This is a genomic window from Janthinobacterium svalbardense (assembly GCF_002327145.1).
Taxonomy (GTDB): Bacteria; Pseudomonadota; Gammaproteobacteria; order Burkholderiales; family Burkholderiaceae_D; genus Janthinobacterium; species Janthinobacterium tructae.
Map to the genome: position 1 here is coordinate 1,113,531 of NZ_CP023422.1, position 23,905 is coordinate 1,137,435.

The window sequence follows — 23,905 nt, forward strand, 5'->3', positions numbered from 1 at the left end:
TTGCCGTAAATCTAAACGAAACGTTTGCCTTCCAGCGGGAAACCCTTGATGAATTCGGCGGCAGGCAGACGCTTGCCGCCCGGTTTTTGCAGTTCCGTCAGGCGCAGGGAGCCATCGCCGCAGGCCACGACGATACCGTGCTGAGCATCGGCCGCCAGTACCTGGCCCGGCGCTTCCTTGCTGTCCGCTTCGATCACCTCGGCGGCCCAGATCTTGATGGTGACGCCATCGACCTGGCCGCAGGCGCCGGGAAACGGATTGAAGGCGCGGATTTTCAGGCCCAGTTCCAGCGCAGGCTGGCTAAAATCGAGCGCCGCCTCGTCCTTGGCGATTTTTGCCGCGTAGGTGACGCCCGCTTCCGGCTGCGGCACCGCTTCGAGCGGCTGCTGCTGCATCTTGCGCAGGGTCTCGACGATCATCTTGCCGCCCAGCGTGGCCAGCTTGTCGTGCAGGCTGGCGGTGGAATCGCCCGCTTCGATGGGCGTGCGCTCGATGGCCAGCATGGGGCCTGTATCGAGGCCTTCTTCCATTTGCATGATGGTCACGCCCGTTTCATCGTCGCCGGCCTCGATGGCGCGGTGGATCGGCGCCGCACCGCGCCAGCGCGGCAGCAATGAACCGTGGATATTGATGCAGGGTTTGATATCGAGCGTACTGCGCGGCAAGATCAAGCCGTAGGCCGCTACCACCATCACATCGTAATCGGTGGCCAACAGGCGCTCGTGGGCCGCCTTTGCCTCGGCGGCGCGCTGCGGGTCCTTGCTGTCCATGCGCAGGGACAAGGGCTGCAGCACCTCGATGCCATGCTGCTGCGCATATTGCTTGACGGCCGAGGCGTGCAGTTGCATGCCGCGTCCGGCCGGGCGGTCGGGCTGGGTCAGCACCAGCGGAATGTCGAAGCCCGCTTCGTGCAAGTCTTTCAGGGCCGTGGCGGCGAATTCAGGCGTGCCTGCGAAGATCACTTTCATATGGTTCCTTGACGTGAGGTGCGCAGGCCCGCGCCGGAGGCGCCAGGCTGGCATGGTGGAACGGCTACTGTTGCTGCTTAGTCTACCAGCAGTGGCTTAGAAGCGGCGGTTCTGAGCGCGCAGGCTCGCTTCGCGCTCAAGACCACGGACTTCCTTGATCATCTTGGCCTTGATGCGGTTGCGCTTGAGCGGCGACAGGTATTCGACGAATACCTTGCCCAGCAAATGATCCATCTCATGCTGGATGCAGACGGCCAGCAAGCCATCGGCTTCCAGCTCGAACTGCTTGCCATGACGGTCTAGGGCGCGCACCTTGATGCGGGCCGGACGCTCGACGCCATCGTACACGCCAGGCACGGACAAACAGCCTTCGTCGTAGATCTGCTTTTCTTCGCTGGCCCAGGTGATTTCCGGGTTGAGGAACACTTGCAGCTGGTTTTTCTCTTCGGTGATGTCGATCACCATCATCTGGATATGCGCGTCCACTTGCGACGCGGCCAGGCCGACGCCAGGGGCGTCGTACATGGTTTCGGCCATGTCGTCGATCAGGGTTTGCAGGCGCTCGCCAAATTCGGTGACGGGCTTGGCGATCGTGTGCAGGCGAGGATCGGGGTAACGCAGGATATTTAATATGGACATACGGATTCGACTGGTTAAGGTGGGCGCCGGTGCGCCGGATTATTCATGCCTGGGCCATGCGGACGATGGCAGGGCTATTTTATTTGAGTACGCTACGGTTGGGCGCGTATGGCGCAACGACGCGGCAGATGCGTTTGCCAATGCGCTATTCGTTTGCTGCAAAGGGAAATTTTATCACAGACGCCCATGAGGCTGTGGACGCGGGAGCGTTTTGCAGCGCCATTGCACGCATCCTTGCGCGCGTCGGTATCGCGCGCCTGCCAGGGCGCTAGCATGGGAGGGCACAGTACACAGTGAGGTTGTCATGCATGCAATTGCAACAACGGCAGACACGGCCACGGAACTGGCGGGCTGGCTGCGCCTGCAGCATCTGCCCGGCGTGGGGCCGGTGGCGGCGCGCGCCTTGCTGGCCCGCTTCGGCTTGCCGCCGAAAATCTTTGCCACACCGTTCGATGCCTTGCGCGAGGTGGTGCCGGCCAGCGTGGCGCGTGCCATCGTGCAACCGCCCAAACCGGTGGCCAACAGCCAGCTGGCGCTTACCCTGCAGTGGCTGCAGCGCTCCGGCAATGCCGTGCTGACACTGGCCGATGCCGCGTATCCGCCGCTGTTGCTGGAAATCGCCGATCCGCCGCTATTGTTATATGTACGGGGGCGGGCGGAACTGCTGTCGCGTCCCGGCGTAGCCATCATCGGCAGCCGCAATGCCAGCGCGCAAGGCATGCAGAATGCGGCCGCTTTTGCGCACGCCCTCAGCGCGGCCGGCTTGACCATCATTTCCGGGCTGGCGCTGGGCATCGACACGCACGCGCACGAGGGCGGCTTGCGCGGCGCGGGCGCCACCGTGGCCGTGATCGGCACGGGCGCCGATTTGGTGTATCCGCGACGCAACCTTGATCTGGCGCAAAGAATTGCCGAACAAGGCTGCATCGTCAGCGAGTACGCGCTGGGCTTGCCGGCCATGCCCGGTAACTTTCCGCGTCGCAATCGGCTGATCAGCGGTCTGGCGCGCGGCGTGCTGGTGATCGAGGCGGCCGCGCAATCGGGTTCATTGATTACGGCGCGCCTGGCCGGCGAGCAGGGGCGCGATGTGTATGCCTTGCCTGGTTCCATCCATGCCACCCTGGCCAAGGGTTGCCATGCGCTCATCAAGCAGGGCGCCAAGCTGGTCGAGTCGGCCGATGACGTGCTGCAAGAGTTGCAGTGGCCGGGCGGCGTTCCCCTCGTGCCGCCAGCGGTGGCAGACGAGACGCCGCTGCTGGCGGCACTGGGCCACGATCCCCTCGATGCCGATACCCTGGCCGCGCGCAGCGGCCTGGCCATGGGCGTGCTGATGGGCGAGTTGCTGGCGCTGGAGCTGGCGGGCCTGCTTGAACGCTTGCCGGGAGGACTGTTTCAACGCTGCAAATGACAGCTTGTCACTTGTGTGGCGGCCTTGCCGCACGGGCGCGCTTTGTCGGTGCGCACCCTTGTGTCGCAGCGAACTTAGCTGATAGAGTAGAGCCATGTTCGATATCCTGGTGTACCTCTACGAGACTTACTATCGCCCCGACGCCTGCCCCGAGCCGGCCGTCCTGGCGCGCAAACTGTCGGCCGTCGGTTTCGACGACGTGGAGATTTCCGAAGCGCTTGTCTGGCTGACGGACTTGAACGCCATGGCCGGTGTCGAGCAAACCCTGACGGCCAGTTCCACGGGCACGCGCTTCTATGTCAAGCAGGAAAGCGATGTGCTGGGCACGGCCGCCATCGGTTTCATCCAGTTCCTGGAAAGCGCCAAGGTGCTCTCGCCGCTGCAGCGTGAAATCGTCATCGAACGGGCGCTGGCGCTCGACGAGGCGCCCGTTTCGCTGGGCAAGCTGAAAGTCATCGTGCTGATGCTGCTGTGGAGCCAGGGCAAGGAACCGGATGCGCTGATGTTCGACGATTTATTCGTGGACGACGAAGACTTGCCTCCCCGCTTGTTGCACTAATATAGTGTCATCATTGGCTGCGTTGCAGCCGTTGGCCTGATCCTGGCGCCGCTGCCGCGCCATCCCCTTTAAGATGCCCAGCACCAGCGCGCACGCCAGCCCATTGTGTTTGCGCTTGCGCATTCTTGCTTGCAGATAACTTGCCGAATTCTTCAATAGGCGCTTATCATTGGCCGCTTGACAAGACCACAAGTCACAAGGCCTTGCGCAGACAAAAGCGTCGGCGCCTGGCAATGCACTGTATGATGCGCATGCTGAAACTATCCTAGAGCATTTTTCGAGACCACAAAATATGACAAAAACCCTCATCATCGCCGAGAAGCCTTCTGTCGCGAACGATATCGCGAAGACGCTTGGCGGCTTCACCAAGCACGATGAGTACTTTGAATCGGATGAATACGTCCTGTCGTCGGCGGTCGGCCACTTGCTGGAGATCGCCGTACCGGAAGAATTCGACGTGAAGCGCGGCAAATGGAGTTTCGCGCACTTGCCGATGATTCCACCGTATTTCGCGCTGAACCCGATCGCCAAGACGGAAGCGCGCCTCAAAGTATTAAACAAGCTGATCAAACGTAAAGACGTTACCACCCTCATCAACGCATGCGATGCGGGGCGTGAAGGCGAGCTGATTTTCCGCCTGATCGCGCAAAACGCCAAGGCCAAGCAACCGGTCAAGCGCCTGTGGCTGCAGTCGATGACGCCGGGCGCCATCCGCGACGGTTTCTCGCACCTGCGCAGCGATGAAGAAATGCTGCCGCTGGCCGACGCGGCCCGCTGCCGTTCGGAAGCCGATTGGTTGATCGGTATCAATGGTACGCGCGCCATGACGGCGTTCAATTCGAAAGAGGGCGGTTTTTATCTGACCACCGTGGGCCGCGTGCAGACGCCAACGCTCTCCATCGTCGTTGAACGCGAAGACAAGATCAAAAAATTCGTGCCGCGCGACTTCTGGGAAGTGCGCGCCGAATTCGTCTGCGCGGCCGGTATCTATGAAGGTCGCTGGCTCGACACGAAGTTCAAGAAAGACGAGAACGACCCCGAGAAGCGCGCCGAGCGCCTGTGGAGCAAGACGGCTGCCGACTCGATCGCCACTGCTTGCCGCGGCCGCCAGGGCATCGTCACGGAAGAATCGAAACCGACCACCTCGATGGCGCCGGGCCTGTTCGACCTGACCAGCTTGCAGCGCGAAGCAAACTCGCGTTTCGGCTTCTCGGCCAAGAACACCCTGGGCCTGGCCCAGGCGCTGTATGAAAAGCACAAGGTATTGACGTATCCGCGTACCGATTCGCGCCACCTGCCGGAAGATTACATCCCGACCGTGCTGCAGGCGCTGGAAACGGTCAAGGACAACAGCAACTACCACCAGTTCGCCAAGCAGATCATCGACAAGGGCTGGGTCAAGCCGAACAAGCGCATCTTCGACAATACCAAGATCTCGGATCACTTCGCGATCATCCCGACGACGATCGCACCAAAGAATTTGTCCGAGCCGGAACAAAAATTGTACGACCTGGTCACGCGCCGCTTCATGGCCGTGTTCTTCCCGCCTGCGGAATTCCAGGTCACTACGCGCTACACGGAAGTGTCCGGCCATCAGTTCAAGACTGAAGGCAAGGTCATGACCAATCCGGGCTGGCTGGCCATCTACGGCAAGGAAGCATCGACGGACGCGGACAAGGAAAGCAATGGCAACGGCAACCTGGTGCCGGTCGCCAAGGGCGAGAAAGTGCAGACGGAAAGCGTCAACGCCAACGGTCTGGTAACGAAACCGCCTGCGCGCTTCACGGAGGCGACCTTGCTGTCGGCCATGGAAGGCGCCGGCAAGCTGATCGACGACGACGAGCTGCGCGATGCGATGGCTGGCAAGGGTCTTGGCACGCCAGCGACGCGTGCGGCCACCATCGAGGGCTTGCTGACGGAACGCTACCTGATCCGCGAAGGCCGGGAACTGATTCCGACCGCCAAGGCCTCGCAGCTGATGACTTTGCTCAAAGGCCTGGGCGTCAATGAATTGACGGCGCCGGAGCTGACGGGCGAGTGGGAATACAAGCTGTCGCAGATGGAAAAAGGCAAGATTTCGCGTGAAGAATTCATGCGCGAAATCGCGCAGATGACGCAAATCATCGTCAAGCGCGCCAAGGAATACGACAACGACACCATTCCCGGCGATTACGCCACCCTGGAAACGCCCTGCCCGAATTGCAGCGGCGTGGTGAAGGAAAACTACCGTCGTTTCGCCTGCACCAAGTGCGAGTTCTCGATGAGCAAGACGCCGGGTTCGCGCCAGTTCGAAATCGCCGAAGTGGAGCAATTGCTGAAGGACCGCACCATCGGCCCGCTGCAAGGTTTCCGCTCGAAGATGGGCCGTCCGTTCGCCGCCATCCTGCGCATCGTGCGCGATGAAGAGATCAAGAATTTCAAGCTGGAATTTGATTTCGGCCAGAACGACGAAAGCGAAGATGGCGAAGGCGTCGATTTCACGGGCCAGACGCCCGTGGGACCTTGCCCCAAGTGCAACGCCGGGGTGTACGAGATGGGCCTGGCCTATGTGTGCGAACACAGCATGGCCAAGCCGAAGACGTGCGATTTCCGCAGCGGCCGCATCATCTTGCAGCAGGAAATCTTGCCGGAACAAATGGCAAAACTGCTCAACGATGGCAAGACGGACTTGCTGCCGGGCTTTGTATCGCAGCGTACCCGTCGCCCGTTCAAGGCTTTCCTCGTGCGCGGCAAGGATGGCAAGGTGAGCTTCGAGTTTGAAGAGCGCAAGGCCAAGCCGGGCGCCAAGCCCAAGGCTGCAGCGACCGAGGTCGAAGGCGAAGAAGGCGCAGTGCCGGCGAAGAAAACGGCGGTCAAGAAGGCGGCCGTGAAGAAAGCGCCAGCGAAGAAGGTTGCGGCCGTGAAAAAGCCGGCCGCCAAAAAGGCGCCGGCAAAGAAAGCGGCAGCGGCGGAGTAATCGGGCGCCAGCCACAAAAAAGCCAGGGATGTCCCTGGCTTTTTTACGTCATAAGGCTATCGACTAGTCCAGATAATCGGAATATTCGCGCTGCGCGTAGTTCTGCAAATTCGCCCACGGCTGCGCCTTGCTGACAGTCGCTTGCAGCTTGACGTCGACCCGGCGATAGAAAGTGTTGGCGCGGTCGCCGCTTTCGATGACCAGCGGAATCTGTTTTTGCTCATCCCACAGGATGCGCTGGAACACGCCATTCTTTTCCACTTCGCGCCAGCGCGCACCCGTCACGTTCGATGCCTGTTTCGACAGTGGCATGGCGGTGACCAGTTTCGGGTCCAGCAGATAAAAACTGTTTTCCCAGGAACCGTCGAAATTCACGTTTTCATACTCGGCCTTGGGGATGGAGACGACGATCTTGTCGTGCGCATCGATGTATTCCACGCGCACTGTGTTCTTTTCCAGCATCACGTGGCGCGGTATCAGCACAGGATTGAAGTGCTTGTGTTCATGCTGCGTGGCCTTCAGCGCCACTTTGGTGTTGTCGCCATGCTTGTGGCCGGCATGCGCATCGGTCGACGGCGCCAGTACGCGCTCGACCCACACGTGGCCGGGGCGGCGCAGCATTTTTTCTTCGTAGCGGCTTTCGCGCGTCACGCCTTCCGGCGTCAGCACGCGGCTGTAATAGGTGATGCCCAGGTCCAGGTCGGCGGGAGCGGAAGGGGTGGCAGGAGCGGCTTGCGCGCTGGCGGCAAAGCCGGCGGCCAGGAGGACGGCGATCAGAGTCGATTTCATGGTGTTGCCTTTATCGTGCAAAGGGGCGGAGGGCAACGCTGCCATCCGCCCCGGTGGGGTTACCGTGTTGCTGCAGATCAGAAGCCGAATGCCGCCTTCAGCAAGTCAAACACCTTGGTGTTATCCAGCGTGCCCTTGAAGGCCTTGGCGCCGGCGCCCGTGGCCAGCAGCTTGACGTCGCCGCCGCCGTGGGTTTCGCTGGCCAGGCGCACGCCTGTTTCTTGCAGGTAGTTGTCGGACAGGGCCGTGGCGCTGTCGACGTTGGTGCGCAGGTCAGGGCGGTTCGGGCCGTTGCCGAACACCAGGGTGGTGTAGGTATTGCCGTCTTCATCCTTGCTTGGCTGGTTATCCTTGTAGCCCCGGTTGATGTCGAGGATAGGGTTGCCGCGCTTGCCGTAGCCGTTGAACGCCAGGGTGTGGTCGTGGTCGGCCGTGACGACGATCAGGGTATTTTCCAGCTTCGGATCGGTTTCCCTGACCTTGTCGATGGCCGCCTTGATGGCGTCGTCGAAGGCGATGGTGTCGACCAGCGCGCGCTTGGCATTGATGCCGTGCAAGGCGTGGTCGATGCGGCCGCCTTCGACCATCAGGAAGTAGCCAGCGCTGTTTTTCGACAGCAGGTCGATGGCTTTCAGCGTCATTTCCGACAGGCTAGGCTGGTTGGCGCCGTCGGCCGATGGCTTGGACGAGGTGCGGTCCAGTTCATAGTCGAGGTGGCTCTTCGCGCTGTACAGGCCGATGAACTTCTTGCCGCTAGTCGCTGCCGCCATTTCCGCTTTCGTCGCGGCCACGGTGTAGCCCTTGGCCGCGAATTCGGCCAGCAGGTCGCGGCCGTCGGCGCGGCCGGCCTTGTTGCTGGCGGACCATGGCGTGAAGTGGTTGCGGCCGCCACCCATCAGCACGTCCACGCCGTCGCCCAGGGCCGCGTTGTAGCCGGCGCCACCGGGTACCGTTTGCGCGGCGATCGCGTATTGCGCATTGCGGTTGCAGATGTGCGAGAAGGTCGTTGCCGGCGTGGCGTGCGTCAATTCCGTGGTGGTAATGGCGCCCACGGCCTTGCCCTTGGCTTTCGCCAGTTCCAGGATGGTCGGCACGCTCTTGCCGCCGGCCGGGCAGTTGTCCACGCCCAGGTTGCCGTTGGCGTCGCGGCCGGGTTCCTTGGCGATGGTGTCCTGCGCCATCGAGATGACTTCATTGTTCATCTTGACGCCGGTCATGTAGGCGGCCATCGATGGGGCGCTGTCCGTCGTTTGCGCATCGTTCGAGAACGTCTTGATGCGCGCCGTGCGTTCCAGCTTGTCCATGTTCAGGCTGCCCTCTTCCTTGTACTTGAAGATGCGCGCCGCCGTCACGACGGAGGGGCCCATGCCGTCGCCCAGGAAGAAGATGACGTTCTTGGCGTCGGCGGCGTAGGCGCTGGCGACACTGGCGGCCACAAGCGTGGTCAGCAAGGAGAGTTTCAGGGCCGATTTCAGTGCGGCGGGTGTCGATGCGAGTTTCATGTGCTTGTCCAATTCTTGTCTCTTGGGGATTACAGACCGCCGGCGGTCTTGACCAGGCCGAATACTGTGGTGTTGTCGATGGTGCCCAGGAAGGTTTCCGAACCCTTGCCGATGGCGCCGAGGAAGACGTCGGTGCCGCCGTGGGTTTCATTGCCGGCCGCAGTGCGGATCACCGCTTCCTGGTGGTAAGTATTGGCGCTGGTGACGGTTTCATCGAGGCTGGCCATGGCGGCGCGGCTCGATTGCGTGCGCTTTTCGCCATTGCCGAAGCCGATGATCGAGTACGGTGCGCCGTCCAGGTCTTTTTCGACCGCGCCGGTGACGTAGTTCTTCACCACGCCCAGCACGCCAGCGTTGCCGGCAGCCGTCTTGCCCGTGCGTTTGGCGTAGCCGTTCAGCACCAGGGTGTGGTCATGGTCGGCCGTGACGACGATCAGGGTATTGGCCAGGGTCGGATCGGTGAGCTTGGCTTTCTCGATGGCGGCCTTGATGGCGTTGTCAAAAGCAACCGTGTCTTGCAGGGCCTTCTTGGCCGTTGTTTCGTGCAGCGCATGGTCGATGCGGCCGCCTTCGACCATCAGGAAATAACCCTTCTTGTTCTTGGCCAATACATCCATGGCCTTGGTGGTCATTTCCGCCAGGCTAGGTTCCTTGGCCGCATCGCGGTCCAGGTCGTAGCTCATGTGGCTGGAGGTAAATACGCCGAACAGGCGATCCGTCTTGGCCGCATCGACAGCCTTGAAGTCGGTGGCGTTGTTGGCGATGGTGTAGCTCTTCGCCTTCAGTTCGGCCACCAGGTCGCGGTCGTCCGAACGCTTGCCGCCGTTCTTGAATGGCGTAAAGAATTGCGCGCCGCCGCCGAGCACCACTTCCAGGCCCGTGGTGCCCAGGGCGCTGTTGTAGCCCGTGCCGCCTGGTACGAGGGCTGCGGCGATATCGTTTTCCAGGTCGCGGTGGCAGATGTGCGAGTAGGTCGCCGCCGGCGTGGCGTGCGTCACGCGCGCCGTGCTGACGACGCCGGCCGCGTAGCCCTTGGCCTTGGCCAGTTCCAGCAAGGTGGTGGCGGGCGTGCCGTTGCCGGTGCCGCATTTGTTGACCAGCTTGTTGCCGTTGGCATCCTTGCCCGGATCGATGGCGAGCGTGTTGGCCGACATGGAAATGACTTCATTGTTCATCTTGACGCCCGTCATGTAGGCGGCCATCGATGGTGCGCTGTCGGTGACTTGCGCATCGTTCGAGAAGGTCTTGACGAAGGCCGTTTCCGGCAAGGTGTCCATGGTCAGTGCGCCTTCTTCGCCTACCGAATAGATGCGCGCGGCCGTCATGGTGGTCAGACCCATGCCATCGCCGAGGAAGAAGATGACGTTTTTCGGTGGGGCTTCGGGCGCCACGTCTTCTTTTTTTGCGTCGCTGCCGCAGGCGGCCAGCATCAGGGTGATGGCGACGCTGCAGCCAGCGACGGAAATTTTTCTGCGTGTCATGTGGTTCATCCGGCTAGGTTTGAAAGAGCTAGCAAGATAACAATTCAATGTGACATCCTCATGACGCCGTGACACCTTTTGTGGCGCCGCTACGTGGCAGCCTGTGGTGTGGCTTTAGCGCACGTCCTCGCTGGAAAAATACAGCGTAGCGTGCCTGCCATCGTTAGATTGCATCGGAATATGCAACAAACTATTGCGCTTTGCCGTATTTTTCTGCCGGATCAAGCAACGTAAGATGCATGCATCCCAATCATCTTGTGAAGGCGCATCATGTTCTCCAAATCTATCAGCAGCGTTCTTGTTTCCACCCTGTTTGCCGCCGGCGCCGCCTCGGCCGCCGCCAGTGCTCCCCTGACCCTGGAAGTGTTCAACCCGGGCGAAGCGGCCATCTTCCCCGTCGCTTCCGTACTGGTCGCAGGCAAGCATGACGCCGTGCTGATCGATGCACAGTTTTCGCGCGGCGAAGCGCTCAAGCTGGTGGAAAAGATCCGCGCCAGCGGCAAGAAACTGACGACGGTGTACATCAGCCACAGCGATCCCGATTTTTACTTTGGCCTCGACGTGATCAAGGCAGCTTTCCCGCAGGCAAAAATCGTCGCCACGCCGGACACCGTGGCCGAGATCCGCCGCAAGGCAGACGCCAAGGTCGCCTACTGGGGCCCGATTTTGAAAGACAACGCGCCGCACAGCATCGTCATTCCCGAAGCATTGAAAGGCCAGCGCATCACGCTGGAAGGCCAGTCGCTCGATATCGCCGGCCCGACGCCCTCGCGCACCTATGTGTGGATTCCGTCGATCAAGGCCGTCGTCGGCGGCGTGGTGCTGTTTGGCAACCTGCACGTCTGGACGGCCGATACGCAAAGCCTGCAATCGCGCCAGGACTGGCTCAAGACCCTGGACGGCATTGCCGCTTTGAAACCTGTGACCGTCGTGCCGGGCCACTTCAAGGTGGGTTCGCCCCTGACGCCCGACAGCATCGGTTTTACGCGCGACTACCTGGTGACGTTCGAAGCGGAAACGGCCAAGGCCGCCAATTCGGCCGCGCTGATCGAGGCGATGAAAATGCGCTATCCGAAGCTGGGCCTCGATGGCGCTTTGGAAACGAGCGCGAAAGTGGCAAAAGGCGAAATGAAATGGTAAGCGGCAACAAGGAGGCTCTCATGCCCACACTGCACTACATTTTCGATCCCCTGTGCGGCTGGTGCTACGGCGCCGCGCCGCTGGTCGAGGCGGCGCGCGCCGTGCCCGGCCTGACGGTGGCCTTCCACGGCGGCGGCATGATGACGGGCAGCAATCGCCGCCAGATCACGTCCGAATGGCGCGGCTATGTGCTGCCACATGACCGGCGCATCGAGCAATTGTCGGGCCAGCCCTTCGGCGACGCCTATGTCAACGGCTTGCTGAACGACACCACGGCCATGATGGATTCCGCACCGCCGATCACGGCCATCCTGGCGGCGGAAGTCCTGGCCGGCAAGGGCCTGGACATGCTGCAGCGCGTGCAACGCGCCCATTACGTGGACGGCTTGCGCATCGCCGAGGTGCCCGTGCTGGTGACCTTGGCGCAAGAACTGGGCATGGATGGCGCGGCATTCCAAACGGAATATGCGCGCCAGGCGGGCGCCGCCACGCAGCAGCACATCGACGCCAGCCGCGCCTTGCTGGCACAAGTGGGCGGACAGGGCTTTCCCACGTTCGTGCTCGACGATGGCAGCGGCAAGTTGTCCCTGATCGATATTGGCGATTACCTGGGCCAGCCGGCGAAGCTGCAGGCGCAATTGGGCGGCGTATGCGATGCCCACGGTTGTTCATTGTAAATATCTATTGGTTCGATAAAATCAATTATCTTTTCCTTTGTTGTTGACCTCGTTACACTGATTCTATTAGTCAACAACGAAGGAAAAGCAGCCATGCGCCAACAGCCGCCATTCAGTACTGCCTCGGGCATCCCCGTCGCCGACAACCAGAATTCCATCAGCGCCGGCCCCCGCGGCCCGCTGCTGCTGCAAGACTTCCACCTGATCGAAAAACTCCAGCATTTCAACCGCGAGCGCATTCCCGAGCGCGTGGTGCATGCAAAAGGCTCGGGCGCCTACGGCACCTTTACCGTCACGCATGATATTTCCCGCCATACCAAGGCCAGGCTGTTCAGTGAGGTGGGCAAGCAGACGGCCACCTTCGCGCGCTTTTCCACCGTCGGTGGCGAACGTGGCAGTGCCGATACGGAACGCGACCCGCGCGGCTTCGCCGTGCGTTTCTATACGGAAGAGGGCAACTGGGACCTGGTTGGCAACAACACGCCCATGTTCTTCATCAAGGACCCGATCAAGTTCCCCGATTTCGTCCACACGCAAAAGCGCGATCCGCAAAGCAACTTGAAATCGGCCGAAATGATGTTCGACTTCTGGAGCCATGCGCCGGAAAGCCTGCACCAGGTCACCATGCTGTTCTCGGACCGCGGCACGCCGGACGGCTATCGCCACATGGATGGCTTCGGCAGCCACACATATAGCCTGATCAATGCCGAGGGCCAGCGCGTGTACGTGAAATGGCACTTCAAGACGCGTCAGGGCATCAAGAATCTGCCTGCGGCGGAAGCGGGCCGCCTGGCCGGTGCCGACCCCGACTACGCCCAGCGCGACCTGTTCGGCGCTATCGAACGCGGTGATTTCCCGCAGTGGGAAGTCAAGCTGCAAGTGGCGACGCAGGAGCAACTCGATGCATGGGAGCAGCGCACTGGCTGGAACCCGTTCGACCTGACGAAAGTGTGGCCGCACGCCGACTTCCCGTTGTTGCCGGTGGGTATTTTCGAGCTGAACCGCAACCCGGACAATTACCACGCGGAAGTCGAACAGGCGGCCTTTTCGCCGGCCAATGCCGTGCCGGGCATGGGCTACTCGCCGGACAAGATGCTGCAAGGCCGGCTGTTCGCCTACCACGACGCCCAGCTGTACCGGGTCGGCACCAACCACCAGCATCTGCCCGTGAATGCGGCCCGCTGCCCCTTCCACAACCAGCAGCGCGACGGCGGCATGGCGATCCACAATGGCAGTTCGGCGCAGAACTACGCCAACGTGGCGGCGGCAGGCACGCAGCCGCAAGGGCTGGGCCATGGTGAACCAGCGCTGGCGCTCGACGGCGGCGCGGCGCGTTATGATGGGCGCGGCGTGGAAGACGATTACACGCAGGCCGGCAATCTGTTCCGTCTGATGTCGGCCCAGGCAAAGCAAAACCTGTTCGACAACCTGGCCGGTCCCTTGAGTATGGTGCGGCCGGAAACCTTGCAGCGCCAACTGGCCCACTTCGACCAGGCCGATCCGGCCTACGGCGCCGGCGTGCGGGCCGCCTTGCAGGAACGCGGCGTGGCGCTGTAGTGTGTGTTGCAGGCGGGCCTATCCTGTTCCGCCTGTTGTTGATGTAGCCCAAATTGCTGACAGATATTAAATATTGCCTTATGGACATATTTGTCTTCCATGCGTAGACTTGTCGGTCTGATGATGGTGCCGTCTTCCTGGCGGCATCCTGACTAGAAAGTCTTGCAATATGAATATGGTGAAGCTGTCGGTGCATGGGGACGATCCCACGCTCAAATCCATTCTCGAAGTCTTGCCCACGGATCCGGAGCGGCAATGGCGCAAGGGCGAGGCGAAGGGCACGGCGGGGCGCGTGCATCTCGATTCCGGCTTCGAAGTCGTCATCGCGCAGGCGTCCAAAGCGCAAGTGTTGCCCTCGCGCATACGCAGCTACCTGGCCGAATGCCGCTCGCGCGGCGTCACGTTCAGCATGCCGCGCATCGTGGCCGAGCTGCAACTGGAGTTGAATGGCGACGATACGCTCGATGCCCCGCTGGACCTGACCCTGGCCGACATGCAGCACCTGACGGAGATGGGCATCAGTCTGAGCCTGGTGACGCGCTGCGCTGCGGCCTGATTCCCGTGTGACACTGAAAAAAATGGCCACCTGTCCAGGGTGGCCATTTTTCGTCATGGTTCGTCGAGCTCGATAGTGAGCATATTGTCATCGGGCTTGCGGTCGATCAGCTTGTTGTCGGGGTCGATGCCCGCCTTGCCGGGCCGGCTGCCGACGATGACGGTATAGCTCGCTTCGCGGGCCGTCATGCGCAGGCGTTCGCGCAGCAGCGGATGGCCATTCGCGTCGTCGACACCGATCTCGATCCAGTCATGCAGGGGCGCATCGTGTTCCTCTCCCTGTTCGCCGGCCGTCAATTTGCTCGCCTGCACCTTGAGAGTGACGGCGTACTTGCCATCGCCGCGTTTGGTGGCCGTGGCCGACAGGGCGCGATTGTCGAACAGCACGATTTTCTCGAACAGGTCATCGATCAGGTAAGCCTGCTCGGGTGGCGTGACCTGGCGCAAGCCCTGCACCAGCGCCGTCACGCTCGCATACGGCGGTCCCTTCTGGCCGTAAGTCTTCAGCAGCTCGCGCAGCACGCCGTTGACCTTGTCTTCGCCGATCATGTCCTGCAGCAAATACATGGCCAGGCTGCCCTTGTGGTAATGGATGTAGGCCTGGTTTTCATTCTCGGCCAGCGGCAGTTCCTTCTTGCGTTCTTCGCTGCGCCCCATCAGGTATTGATTCAGGTCATAGCGCAGGAAGCGGCGCATCTTGGCTGGACCCGCAGTTTTTTTCATCACCATCAGGGCCGAATATTCGGCCAGGGTTTCGCTGAGCACGGTGGCGCCACGTGTGTTGCCGCCCACCAATTGATGCGCCCACCACTGGTGCGCCACTTCATGCGCCGTGATGTAGAACGGATAGTCGAGGTCCTTCGGATTCTTGTCGTCCACCTTGGCGATGAAGCCCAGGCCTTCCGAGTACGGAATCGTGTTCGGGAACGACTGCGCAAACGTGGCGTAGCGGGGGAATTCCACGATGCGCAAGACCTTGTGCTGGTAGGGGCCGAAGTTTTTCGTGTAGTAGTCGAGCGCTTCCTTGCTGCCACGCACGAAACGATCGAGATTGTATTCATGGCCAGGATGGTAATACACGTCGATGGCCACATCCTGCCAGCGCTCATGCCTGACGGCGTAGCGGGCCGACTGGAACGCGTAGAAATTCAGGATCGGCTGGTCCATCGTGTAATGGAAGTAATGGCGGCCCTTGGCGATCCAGTCGTTGTCCAGCATGCCCGGCGCGATGGCCGTCTGGCCATCGACGGTGCTGACGGTGGCGTCAAAGTTGATGCGGTCGGCGTCCATGCTGATGTAATTGTCGGCCAGCCCCCGTGCATCGTCGCGCGGCAAGGCCCGTTCGCGCGCCGGCAAGCCGTGTTTCTTGCGGTCGCGCGGGTCCGTCAATTCCAGCTGCGGCTGGTAGCCGATGTGCGGCAGCACGGCATTCGTGAAGAAGGTGCCGTTGGCCACGACGGGCGTGTCCTGGCCCAGGCCGAAGATGCCGCGCGGCGCGTAGCGGACGTCGAAATCGAGGCCCAGGCTGGCGCCCGGCGCCAGCGGCGCGGCCAGGCGGTAGCTGTAAAAACCCAGCTTGCCGTCATCGAGGCCGGGATGCACGCGCGCATCGAAACGCAGGCGCATGGTGGCCGTCGGGTCTTGCTGCACAAAAATGTGGCTGATCGGCAGGCTGGTCTTGTTTTGCAGCATGTAGCGGCCCGTGACGGCCAGGGTGCGCTGCGCCGGGTAGATGGCCACGTCGAGTTTCACGTCGGTGATTCTCGGCTGCGGCGTGGCGGCAAACTTGCGGTACTGGCGCTCGACACTGGCGCGGTCCGCATCGCGGGCGAATTCGGACTTGTAATCGTTGGCCACGTGGAAGACGTAGAACAGCACGCCGCCGGCGCTGACGAAAATCAACAGGCCGATGGCAAAGCTGGCCAGCACGCCTTGCGTCAGGCCGTGGCGCGCCAGGCGCAAGCGGATGCGCCAGCTGTCCTGTGCGCCGCGGGGCCAGAACAGCAGCGACAGCACCGTCAGCATGATGGCCGCGCCGCTCCAGTACAGCAAGTACCAGCGCTCGCGCAACACAAAGTGGCCGGCGCCGTTCATGGCCGAATAGATGAAATCCGGCGTGCTGCCGTACAGCAGCAGCGGGTCGCCCAAGCCCAGCGAGGCAAAGCTGATGCTGGCGATGTGGTACAGAATCATGGCGAAATACGCCAGGTACTTGTGATTAATCACTACCTGCAAAAAGATGGCCAGCACGGCGATCAGTGCGTAGTAGGGCAGGTGCGACAGGAACAGCGACTCCAGGTACAGGCCGGGGTCGAGGCGGTAATAGCCCTTGAAGACCTGGATCGACATGCCGCACAGCATGATGACCAGGCTCAGCAATGCTTGCAGGCCGATCAGGGCGAACAGCTTTGACAGCAGCGGCAGCCAGTTCGGCACGGGCAGGGCATCGAGCATCAGCTCGATGTGCGTTTCCCGTTCGCGCCACACCAGTTCGCCCGCATAGAAGGTGGTAATGATCAGCATGAACAGGGCGAACGAGGCGCTGACCATGTCCAGCACTTTTTCCGTCACCGGATAGGTATTCGTGCCGTACATGGAACCCATGTCGAGCGCGCCCGCATACATGGTCAGCACGCCAGCGAGCACGATGACGACAAAATAGATGTTCTTGATGGTTTCGCGCAGGTTCAGCCAGCTCATCTTGACGAGCAGGGCGGCCAGGTTGCGCTGCGCAAAATCAGGCGCTTCCTGCGTGGACAGCGAAGCGCTCGACAGGCGCAGCGGTACATCGCCGTCGCTGCGGCGCTTGCTGGCGCCCGCGTCCGTCGTGGCGTGGAACTGGAAGCGCCAGTAGCCGAGCAGCAAGGCCACCAGGGCGAAGCCGGACCAGATGGCACGGTTCAGCAAATACACGCCCTCTAATGTCACCAGGCGCGTGTTGCGCTCCGCATTCGGCCAGTATTCCGTCAGGCGTATCAGCGCCGTGGTGCCGAAGGGGTCGATCAGGGCGGCCAGGGTCTTGTAGTCGAGGTCGCGCGCCAGCGAGGGCGCCACCAGGTAGCCGATCAGCATGACTACCGAGCTGATGTACACGGGCAGCATGCGCCGCGTCAGGGCGGCGATGACGAAGAAGATGGCGCCGAAGATGAACAGGTTCGGCAGCAGGGTAAATACATACGGCATCAAATAGGCCAGCGCGCGTTGCGGCCCCAGCCGTTCAGGATCGATGCCGGGCAGCCAGGCGCCCAGCCAGGCGCCGATGACGATGCTGGAAAACACCACGGCCAGCACCAGATAGGCGCCGAGGAAGCGGCCAAAGACATACTGGTATTTTTTGATCGGCGCGCTGAAGAAGAAATGCTGCATGCCGTACTCGAAATCCTGCTGCACCGAGCGGCCCATCATGGCGGCCACCACCACGGCGCCGAAGCAGCCCAGCAGGCTGCACGTGAACGCCAGCGAGCGCGGTGCGTTGATCAGGAACTTGCCGCCGAAACTGATGCTCGCTTCCTTGAAGACGCCGCCGGCGGCGGCCATCCACAGCATGGCCAGGGCCAGGAACATGGCGAAATACACCCAGGTGGACAGCAGTTTGAGCCGCTGTCGCGCTTCAAAGCGGGCGATGGCAAACATGGCCGCCCCCTCAGTCGCACTGCGGGGCGACGCGGTGGCGCCCGGCAATGGTGGCGAAATACAGGTCTTCCAGGTCGCCGATGGCTTCCTCGAAGCCGTCGCCCGGGTCGTCGTCGCTGTAGACGTGGATCAGGGTGCGGCCCGACAGCAAGCGCGTGGAAATGACGGCGTGGCGCTGCTGGAAGCTGGCCAGTTCTTTCTTTTCGACAAAGCGCGCCCAGATCTTGCAGCTGACTTCATCGATCAGTTCCTGGGTCTTGCCGCACAGCAGCAAATGGCCCTTGTTGATGATGGCCATGTTGGCGCACAGGTCGGCCACGTCGGACACGATGTGGGTCGACAGGATCACCGTCTTGTCTTCGCCGATATCGGACAGCAGATTATGGAAGCGCACCCGCTCCTGCGGGTCGAGGCCGGCCGTCGGCTCGTCGACGATGATCAGTTTCGGGTCGCCCAGCAGGGCTTGCGCGATGCCGAAGCGCTGGCGCATGCCGCCGGAAAAGCTGCCCAGGCGCTGGTGGCGCACGTCGAACAAATTGGTTTGCTGCAACAGGCCATCGACGACCTCGCGCCGGCGCGCCCGCTGCGACAGCCCTTTTAGCATGGCGAAGTGGTCGAGCAATTCGTAGGCCGTCACCTTCGGATACAGGCCGAAGTCTTGCGGCAAATAGCCCAGCATGCGGCGGATCTCGTCCTTGTCGTCGAGCACGTCGTAGTCGCCGAAGAAGATGGAGCCGGAATCGCACTCCTGCAGGGTGGCCAGGGTGCGCATCAGGGTCGACTTGCCGGCGCCATTCGGGCCCAGCAAGCCAAACATCCCGGGCGGTATCGTCAGCGACACGTTATCCAGCGCCACCACGCCATTCGCGTAGGTCTTCGATAGTTTGCGAATCTGCAATTCCATACAACTCCTGACTCATGCGTTGCTGCCCGATGCTACAGGGCATACTCTATGCTGGCATTGTATTGAATTTAAGACGTACTGGGCAGTTGCATGCGATACACGGCATGTTCGCGTGCCCAGAGTGCAGTTGGCGGGGGTGGACGGCGGGCCGCTTGTGGCTCTTTCGGCCCGCCATGAGAGTATCAGTTACGGAACAAAACCGACTCCCGGTTGAACCACCAGCGGCACAGCATCAGCAGCGCGCCCGCGATCACCGTGGTCGAGGCCAGGATCACGCCGAACATGCGGTAATCCATGGTGCCCTTGACCAGCTCCTTCATGGCCAGCGACACGTTGGTCAGCGGCACCATGGCCCAGATCCAGTTCAGCTCGACGCCGGGCAGCATGGCCGCTACCGTGGGCAGGATGACGAACAGCATCAATGGCGTGATCATGCCGGCCGCTTCCTTGTAGCTTTTTGCGTAGATCGAGATCGACAGCAGCAGCGAGGCAAAGATGGCGGCTGTCGGCACCAGCATCAGGGTCACCATGGCCAAGTCCGGCAAGCCGATGCTGCGCACCATGACGGCCATGTTGCCTTCCAGAGAACTGCCGAAGATGGCCAGCAGGGCGCCCATGCTGCCCACCATCAGCACGGCCGAGGTCATGCCCACCGTAAACAGCACGAGGAACTTGGCCAGCACGATGGCGCTGCGCGGCACGGGCGCCAGCAGCAGGGTTTCCAGCGTGCCCCGCTCCTTTTCGCCGGCGCCCAGGTCGATGGCCGGGTACATGGCCGCCGTCAGGCACACCATCAGCAGCAAATAGGGCAGCATGCCGCCGACGATGGCGCCCATCTGCTCGCGCTCGTTGGCCGTCGACTGCTTGTCGAGCACGATGGGGTGCAGGGCGAAGGCCAGCTGGGCCGGACTCAGGTTCAGGGCCGACAGCGCGCTTTCACGCAGGCTGGCGTTGTAGGCCTCGACGATCTCGCGCACCCGCTGCAAGGTCACGTCGACCGTGCTGGCGCTGTTGTAATGCAGAGTGACCTTGGCTTGCTGGTGTTGCTGCAGCGCCTCTTCAAAATGCGGCGGAATGACGACGGCGAACTTGATGCTGTCGTCGCCGATGGCGCGGCGAATCTCTGCCTCGCTGGCCAGCGGCACTTCGCGCAAGTTGTGCTGCTGCGCAAAACGCGCGCTCAAGCCCGGTGAATGGTCCTTGCCGAACAGCGCATAGCGCATTTCCGCCGTCTTGGCGTTCTTGAACATATTGCTTGAAACATAAGCGAAGCCGCCAAAGATCAGCGGCATGGCAAAGATGGGGATGAGGATGGTGAAAATCAGCGTCTTGCGGTCGCGCGTGAGCTCCAGCAACTCTTTCAGATAAATGGTCCACATGGCTCAGGTTCCCTGGTTGATGACGCTGACGAAGGCATCGTACAGATCGGCACTGCCGCCCAGATGGCGCAGTTCGTTGACCGTGCCGTTGAAGGCGGTGGTGCCGCGGTTGATGATGCAGACGCGGTCGCACAGCTTTTCCACCTCGTGCAGATGGTGCGTGGAAAAGATCAGCGGCACGCGCAGCGCCTTGTAGCTGGCGATGAAGTCGAGCAGGATCTTGGCCGACATCACATCGAGGCCCGTGGTCGGCTCGTCGAGGATCACCACCTGCGGCTCATGCACGACGGTGCGGGCGATCGCGCACTTCTGTTTCATGCCTGTCGACAACTGATCGGCTCGCTTGCCGCCGTATTCCTCCATCTGCAGCAGGGCAAACAGCTCGTCGCAGCGGCGTTTCAGCTTGTCGGCCGGCATGCCGTGCAGGCGGCCGAAATATTCCACGTTCTCGCGCGCCGTCAGGCGCCCATACAAGCCCGTCGAGCCGGACAGGAAACCGATGCTCTGGCGCGCCACCAGCGGTTGCCGCAGCACATCGACGCCGTTGACGAGGGCGCTGCCCGCGTCCGCTTGCAGGGCCGTCGACAGCAGGCGCAAGGTGGTGGTCTTGCCGGCGCCATTCGGACCCAGCAGGCCCAGCACTTCGCCCGGGGCGCAGCTGAAACTGACGTCACGCACGGCGTGAAACCAGCCCTCATGTTCGCGCGGATCGCTGACGTGCACGCCCTTGCCCTTGTGGGGCGGCATGCGGAAACGTTTTGCCAGGTGCTTGACTTCAATCATGTGCTTCATCCATTTGACGGTGAAGAACGAGAGTAGCATGCAAAAAATGTAACTTGCAAGGTGGAAATATCGTTTGGTCTATTGAAAAAAACAGCATCTTCATGCAAGCTGGCCCGGTAGGCGCCGGCGGACGGCGCGGGAGAGTGCAATGCGAACGATCGATCAGGCGATGCAGGACAAGGTACTGGCCGTGGCGCGCGCCGGCATGACCAGTGCCGAAGCCATCGGTTTCTTCCGTGTCAGCCTGGGCTTGTATTACCTGGCCGGCCTGATGACGGAAGAAGCGCTCGATTTCAAGCAGATCGACGCGAAGTACAACCGCTTTATCTATCACTCGCTAGGTGGCGGGCACAGCATTGCTAGCGTGCTGCAATTCATGAGTGGCGAGAAAGTCTTGCGCGTGCTGCAATCGGAGCGTTTTCGCGCCGCGTTTACCGAATACTGCCCGGACATCCCCGTCGACAGCATTTCCTTCCTGATTTCACTGAACCTGGGCGTGGCGAAAAGCCTGTCCGGCCTGGACGCCGTCGGCCCCGTGGTCGATTGGATCGAGCAGGAAAAAGCGCGCACAAGTCAATAAAGCCCCGTTCACCCTGCACGCGGCGTGGGTACGGCTGGCTCCGATCGTCCTATAATTCATGTTTTCCCTTACATGAATAGCCACGATGACCGCGAACCGCCATTTTGACCCCCTGGATCGTTTGATTGTTGGCGCCGACAAGGCCTTGCGCGTCATCGCGGGCGTGGCCTTGGCCTCGCGTCCCTCGCCGGCCGCGCACGCGCCCGATGCGGAATTGAGCGCGGCCGAGCAGCGCCACAGCGCCGGCTTGATGCGCGTCAACCACGTGGGCGAAGTGTGCGCCCAAGCCCTGTACAACTCGCAGGCGCGCTATGCGCACAGCCCGGCCATTCGCGCCCAGTTCGACGAAGCGGGACGCGAAGAGGAAGATCACCTGGCCTGGACGGCGCAGCGCCTGACGGAGCTGGGCTCGCGTCTGAGCCTGCTCAATCCCCTGTGGTATGCGGGTTCGTTTGCGCTGGGTACCATCGCCGCACGCATGGGCGACGGCCGCAGCCTGGGTTTTGTGGTGGAAACGGAGCGCCAGGTGGAAGCGCACCTGGCCAGCCACTTGCAGCAATTGCCGCCGCAGGACGCCAAGTCGCGCGCCATCGTCAAGCAGATGGCCATCGATGAAGTGGAACACGGCGCCGCCGCCCAGCGACTGGGCGCCATCGATACGCCGGCGCCGGTGAAGGCGCTGATGGGCATCATGGGCAAAGTGATGACGAAGACGGCGTATTACTTATAAACGTTACTTTTACCCCAGACGCAAAAACTGGGGTCGGACCCTCAGGGTCCGACCCCGGCATTTCGCCGCTGGGGGTAAGAATTATTCTTCAATAATCTCGAACGAGTGCGTAATCTCGGCAGTTTTCGCCAGCATGATCGACGCCGAGCAATATTTGTCGTGCGACAAAGTCACGGCCCGTTCCACGGCCGTCGGTTTCAGGGCCTTGCCCCGCACGGTGAAATGGAAGTGGATCTTGGTAAATACTTTCGGATCGGTGTCGGCGCGCTCGGCCTTCAGGGTCACTTCGCAGCCACTGACGGCTTCGCGCCCCCGTTTCAGGATCAGCACCACGTCATAGGCGGTGCAGCCGCCCGTGCCCAGCAAGACCATTTCCATGGGGCGTGGCGCCAGGTTGTGGCCGCCGCCATCGGGCGCGCCATCCATGCTCACCAGGTGGCCGGAGCCGGTTTCTGCCCGAAAACTCATGCCCGACGGGCCATTCCAGCTGACTTTGCATTCCATCGTACTCTCCGAAAATTGTAAGCGTTTTGTATTGTAATAGAGGAATGCCTGTCCATGTGCCGCCCGCCGGCCCGCAGCCGGTCTGCATAGCAGCTTGACGCGGCAAGGCAAAGCCGCTTATACTTGTCGGCTTTCCGTTCGCTCAGGAAAAGTAAATAAGGCAGAGTCCGCATAGCAGCATCGGCGGAACCACCATTTGAGCGTGTAATCTATTAGGAAGTCAACATGAAAACATTTTCCGCTAAAGGACATGAAGTCCAGCGCGATTGGTTCGTGGTTGACGCGACGGACAAAGTCCTCGGACGTGTTGCCAGCGAAGTGGCACTCCGACTGCGCGGCAAACACAAACCAGAATTTACTCCTCACGTCGATACCGGCGACTTTATCGTCGTCATCAACGCAGGCAAACTGCGTGTGACCGGTACCAAAGCTACTGAGAAAATTTACTACCGTCACTCTGGCTATCCAGGCGGCATCTACGAAACCAACTTCCAGAAAATGCAACAGCGTTTTCCAGGTCGCGCGCTTGAGAAAGCGGTCAAGGGCATGCTGCCTAAAGGCCCACTCGGCTACGCAATGATCAAGAAGCTGAAAGTGTACGCGGAAGGTTCCCATCCGCACGCTGCTCAGCAACCTAAAGCACTTGTTCTCTAAGGAACTGACATGATCGGTAATTACAATTATGGAACCGGCCGTCGCAAAAGTGCAGTGGCTCGGGTTTTTATCAAAGTTGGCACAGGCTTGATCGTTGTTAACGGCAAACCAGCAAACGAATACTTTTCGCGCGAAACGGGTCTGATGGTCATCCGTCAACCTCTGGAACTGACCGGCAATGTCGAACGTTTCGACATCAAAGTCAACGTCCATGGCGGCGGTGAGTCGGGCCAGGCTGGTGCAGTTCGTCACGGCATCACCCGCGCTCTGATCGACTACGATGCAGCGTTGAAACCGGAACTGGCTAAAGCCGGCTTCGTAACACGCGATGCACGTGAAGTCGAGCGTAAAAAAGTTGGTCTGCGCAAAGCACGTCGCGCAAAGCAATTCTCGAAGCGTTAATTCTTACGCTACAGCATCTTTCGAGGTGCTGGTCGAAAAGCCGCTGGACTTCGGTCCCGCGGCTTTTTTGCATTTCAGCGGGATGCGCCGTTGCGCTGTAAAATA

General features: G+C 61.2%; 21 protein-coding genes. 11 read left to right on the forward strand and 10 right to left on the reverse strand.

Translation table 11 applies throughout. The annotated features are described in order from the left end of the window. Positions 1–11: 11 nt before the first annotated feature. Together fmt and def are read right to left on the reverse strand one after the other, a co-directional pair. The gene (fmt, locus tag CNX70_RS04900; protein ID WP_096233788.1) at positions 12–968 is read right to left on the reverse strand and encodes a methionyl-tRNA formyltransferase; all 957 of its coding nucleotides are present in this window, start codon (positions 966–968) and stop codon (positions 12–14) included. A 96-nt stretch (positions 969–1,064) separates the two neighbouring features. Next, on the reverse strand, positions 1,065–1,607 hold the full coding sequence (gene def, locus CNX70_RS04905) for a peptide deformylase (protein ID WP_096233789.1): 543 nt from the start codon (positions 1,605–1,607) through the stop codon (positions 1,065–1,067). A gap of 304 nt (positions 1,608–1,911) precedes the next feature. On the opposite strand from def, the gene dprA reads away from it, so the two are divergent. The 3 genes from dprA to CNX70_RS04920 all read left to right on the forward strand — a co-directional run bounded on the left by dprA (position 1,912) and on the right by CNX70_RS04920 (position 6,530). Beyond that, positions 1,912–3,015 carry a DNA-processing protein DprA gene (gene dprA / locus CNX70_RS04910; protein ID WP_096233790.1) on the forward strand — a complete coding sequence of 368 codons (1,104 nt, stop codon included), beginning with the start codon at positions 1,912–1,914 and terminating at the stop codon, positions 3,013–3,015. 94 nt (positions 3,016–3,109) lie between these two features. Then, entirely contained in the window at positions 3,110–3,574 is a 465-nt protein-coding gene (locus tag CNX70_RS04915) for a Smg family protein (protein ID WP_096233791.1), read from the forward strand. Positions 3,575–3,866: 292 nt separating this feature from the next. Then, positions 3,867–6,530 (forward strand): DNA topoisomerase III, encoded by a 2,664-nt coding sequence (locus CNX70_RS04920; RefSeq protein WP_096233792.1) that lies wholly within the window; start codon positions 3,867–3,869, stop codon positions 6,528–6,530. A gap of 63 nt (positions 6,531–6,593) precedes the next feature. On the opposite strand, the gene CNX70_RS04925 is transcribed toward CNX70_RS04920, so the two are convergent. The 3 genes from CNX70_RS04925 to CNX70_RS04935 all read right to left on the reverse strand — a co-directional run bounded on the left by CNX70_RS04925 (position 6,594) and on the right by CNX70_RS04935 (position 10,302). Beyond that, positions 6,594–7,319, reverse strand: a complete 726-nt coding sequence (locus tag CNX70_RS04925) for a hypothetical protein (protein ID WP_096233793.1) — start codon at positions 7,317–7,319, stop codon at positions 6,594–6,596. Between the two features lie 77 nt (positions 7,320–7,396). Continuing rightward, positions 7,397–8,821: an alkaline phosphatase gene (locus CNX70_RS04930; protein ID WP_096238276.1), complete on the reverse strand. Its 1,425-nt coding sequence runs from the start codon at positions 8,819–8,821 to the stop codon at positions 7,397–7,399. Positions 8,822–8,850: 29 nt separating this feature from the next. Then, complete coding sequence (locus CNX70_RS04935) at positions 8,851–10,302, reverse strand: alkaline phosphatase (protein WP_096238277.1); 1,452 nt, start codon at positions 10,300–10,302, stop codon at positions 8,851–8,853. A 270-nt stretch (positions 10,303–10,572) separates the two neighbouring features. Here CNX70_RS04935 and CNX70_RS04940 point away from each other — a divergent pair, with 270 nt between their 5' ends. The 4 genes from CNX70_RS04940 (at position 10,573) to CNX70_RS04955 (ending at position 14,232) form a co-directional block, all read left to right on the forward strand. After that, complete coding sequence (locus CNX70_RS04940) at positions 10,573–11,442, forward strand: MBL fold metallo-hydrolase (protein ID WP_167389613.1); 870 nt, start codon at positions 10,573–10,575, stop codon at positions 11,440–11,442. Positions 11,443–11,462: 20 nt separating this feature from the next. Then, a complete protein-coding gene (locus CNX70_RS04945; RefSeq protein WP_096233794.1) occupies positions 11,463–12,119 on the forward strand; it encodes a DsbA family protein in 657 nt (218 codons plus the stop codon). 93 nt (positions 12,120–12,212) lie between these two features. Next, the gene (locus tag CNX70_RS04950) at positions 12,213–13,676 is read left to right on the forward strand and encodes a catalase (RefSeq protein WP_096233795.1); all 1,464 of its coding nucleotides are present in this window, start codon (positions 12,213–12,215) and stop codon (positions 13,674–13,676) included. Between the two features lie 169 nt (positions 13,677–13,845). Then, on the forward strand, positions 13,846–14,232 hold the full coding sequence (locus CNX70_RS04955; RefSeq protein ID WP_157750906.1) for a hypothetical protein: 387 nt from the start codon (positions 13,846–13,848) through the stop codon (positions 14,230–14,232). Between the two features lie 53 nt (positions 14,233–14,285). Here the strand turns inward: CNX70_RS04955 and CNX70_RS04960 are convergent, their stop codons facing one another. The 4 genes from CNX70_RS04960 to CNX70_RS04975 all read right to left on the reverse strand — a co-directional run bounded on the left by CNX70_RS04960 (position 14,286) and on the right by CNX70_RS04975 (position 20,930). Further along, positions 14,286–17,864 carry an ABC transporter permease/M1 family aminopeptidase gene (locus CNX70_RS04960; protein ID WP_096238279.1) on the reverse strand — a complete coding sequence of 1,193 codons (3,579 nt, stop codon included), beginning with the start codon at positions 17,862–17,864 and terminating at the stop codon, positions 14,286–14,288. A 10-nt stretch (positions 17,865–17,874) separates the two neighbouring features. Next, positions 17,875–18,768: an ABC transporter ATP-binding protein gene (locus CNX70_RS04965; RefSeq protein ID WP_096233797.1), complete on the reverse strand. Its 894-nt coding sequence runs from the start codon at positions 18,766–18,768 to the stop codon at positions 17,875–17,877. 182 nt (positions 18,769–18,950) lie between these two features. Continuing rightward, a complete protein-coding gene (locus CNX70_RS04970; RefSeq protein ID WP_096233798.1) occupies positions 18,951–20,147 on the reverse strand; it encodes an ABC transporter permease in 1,197 nt (398 codons plus the stop codon). A 3-nt stretch (positions 20,148–20,150) separates the two neighbouring features. Continuing rightward, the gene (locus CNX70_RS04975) at positions 20,151–20,930 is read right to left on the reverse strand and encodes an ABC transporter ATP-binding protein (protein WP_096238280.1); all 780 of its coding nucleotides are present in this window, start codon (positions 20,928–20,930) and stop codon (positions 20,151–20,153) included. Between the two features lie 148 nt (positions 20,931–21,078). Here CNX70_RS04975 and CNX70_RS04980 point away from each other — a divergent pair, with 148 nt between their 5' ends. Both CNX70_RS04980 and coq7 read left to right on the forward strand, forming a co-directional pair. After that, positions 21,079–21,510 carry a hypothetical protein gene (locus tag CNX70_RS04980; protein ID WP_071079494.1) on the forward strand — a complete coding sequence of 144 codons (432 nt, stop codon included), beginning with the start codon at positions 21,079–21,081 and terminating at the stop codon, positions 21,508–21,510. An 85-nt stretch (positions 21,511–21,595) separates the two neighbouring features. Beyond that, entirely contained in the window at positions 21,596–22,240 is a 645-nt protein-coding gene (gene coq7 / locus CNX70_RS04985) for a 2-polyprenyl-3-methyl-6-methoxy-1,4-benzoquinone monooxygenase (RefSeq protein ID WP_096233799.1), read from the forward strand. Positions 22,241–22,321: 81 nt separating this feature from the next. On the opposite strand, the gene CNX70_RS04990 is transcribed toward coq7, so the two are convergent. Then, the gene (locus CNX70_RS04990) at positions 22,322–22,744 is read right to left on the reverse strand and encodes an OsmC family protein (protein ID WP_096233800.1); all 423 of its coding nucleotides are present in this window, start codon (positions 22,742–22,744) and stop codon (positions 22,322–22,324) included. A gap of 225 nt (positions 22,745–22,969) precedes the next feature. Between CNX70_RS04990 and rplM the strand changes: the two genes are divergently transcribed. Then, positions 22,970–23,398, forward strand: a complete 429-nt coding sequence (rplM, locus tag CNX70_RS04995) for a 50S ribosomal protein L13 (RefSeq protein WP_010393282.1) — start codon at positions 22,970–22,972, stop codon at positions 23,396–23,398. A gap of 9 nt (positions 23,399–23,407) precedes the next feature. Beyond that, positions 23,408–23,800 carry a 30S ribosomal protein S9 gene (gene rpsI / locus CNX70_RS05000; protein WP_010393285.1) on the forward strand — a complete coding sequence of 131 codons (393 nt, stop codon included), beginning with the start codon at positions 23,408–23,410 and terminating at the stop codon, positions 23,798–23,800. Positions 23,801–23,905: the final 105 nt, after the last annotated feature.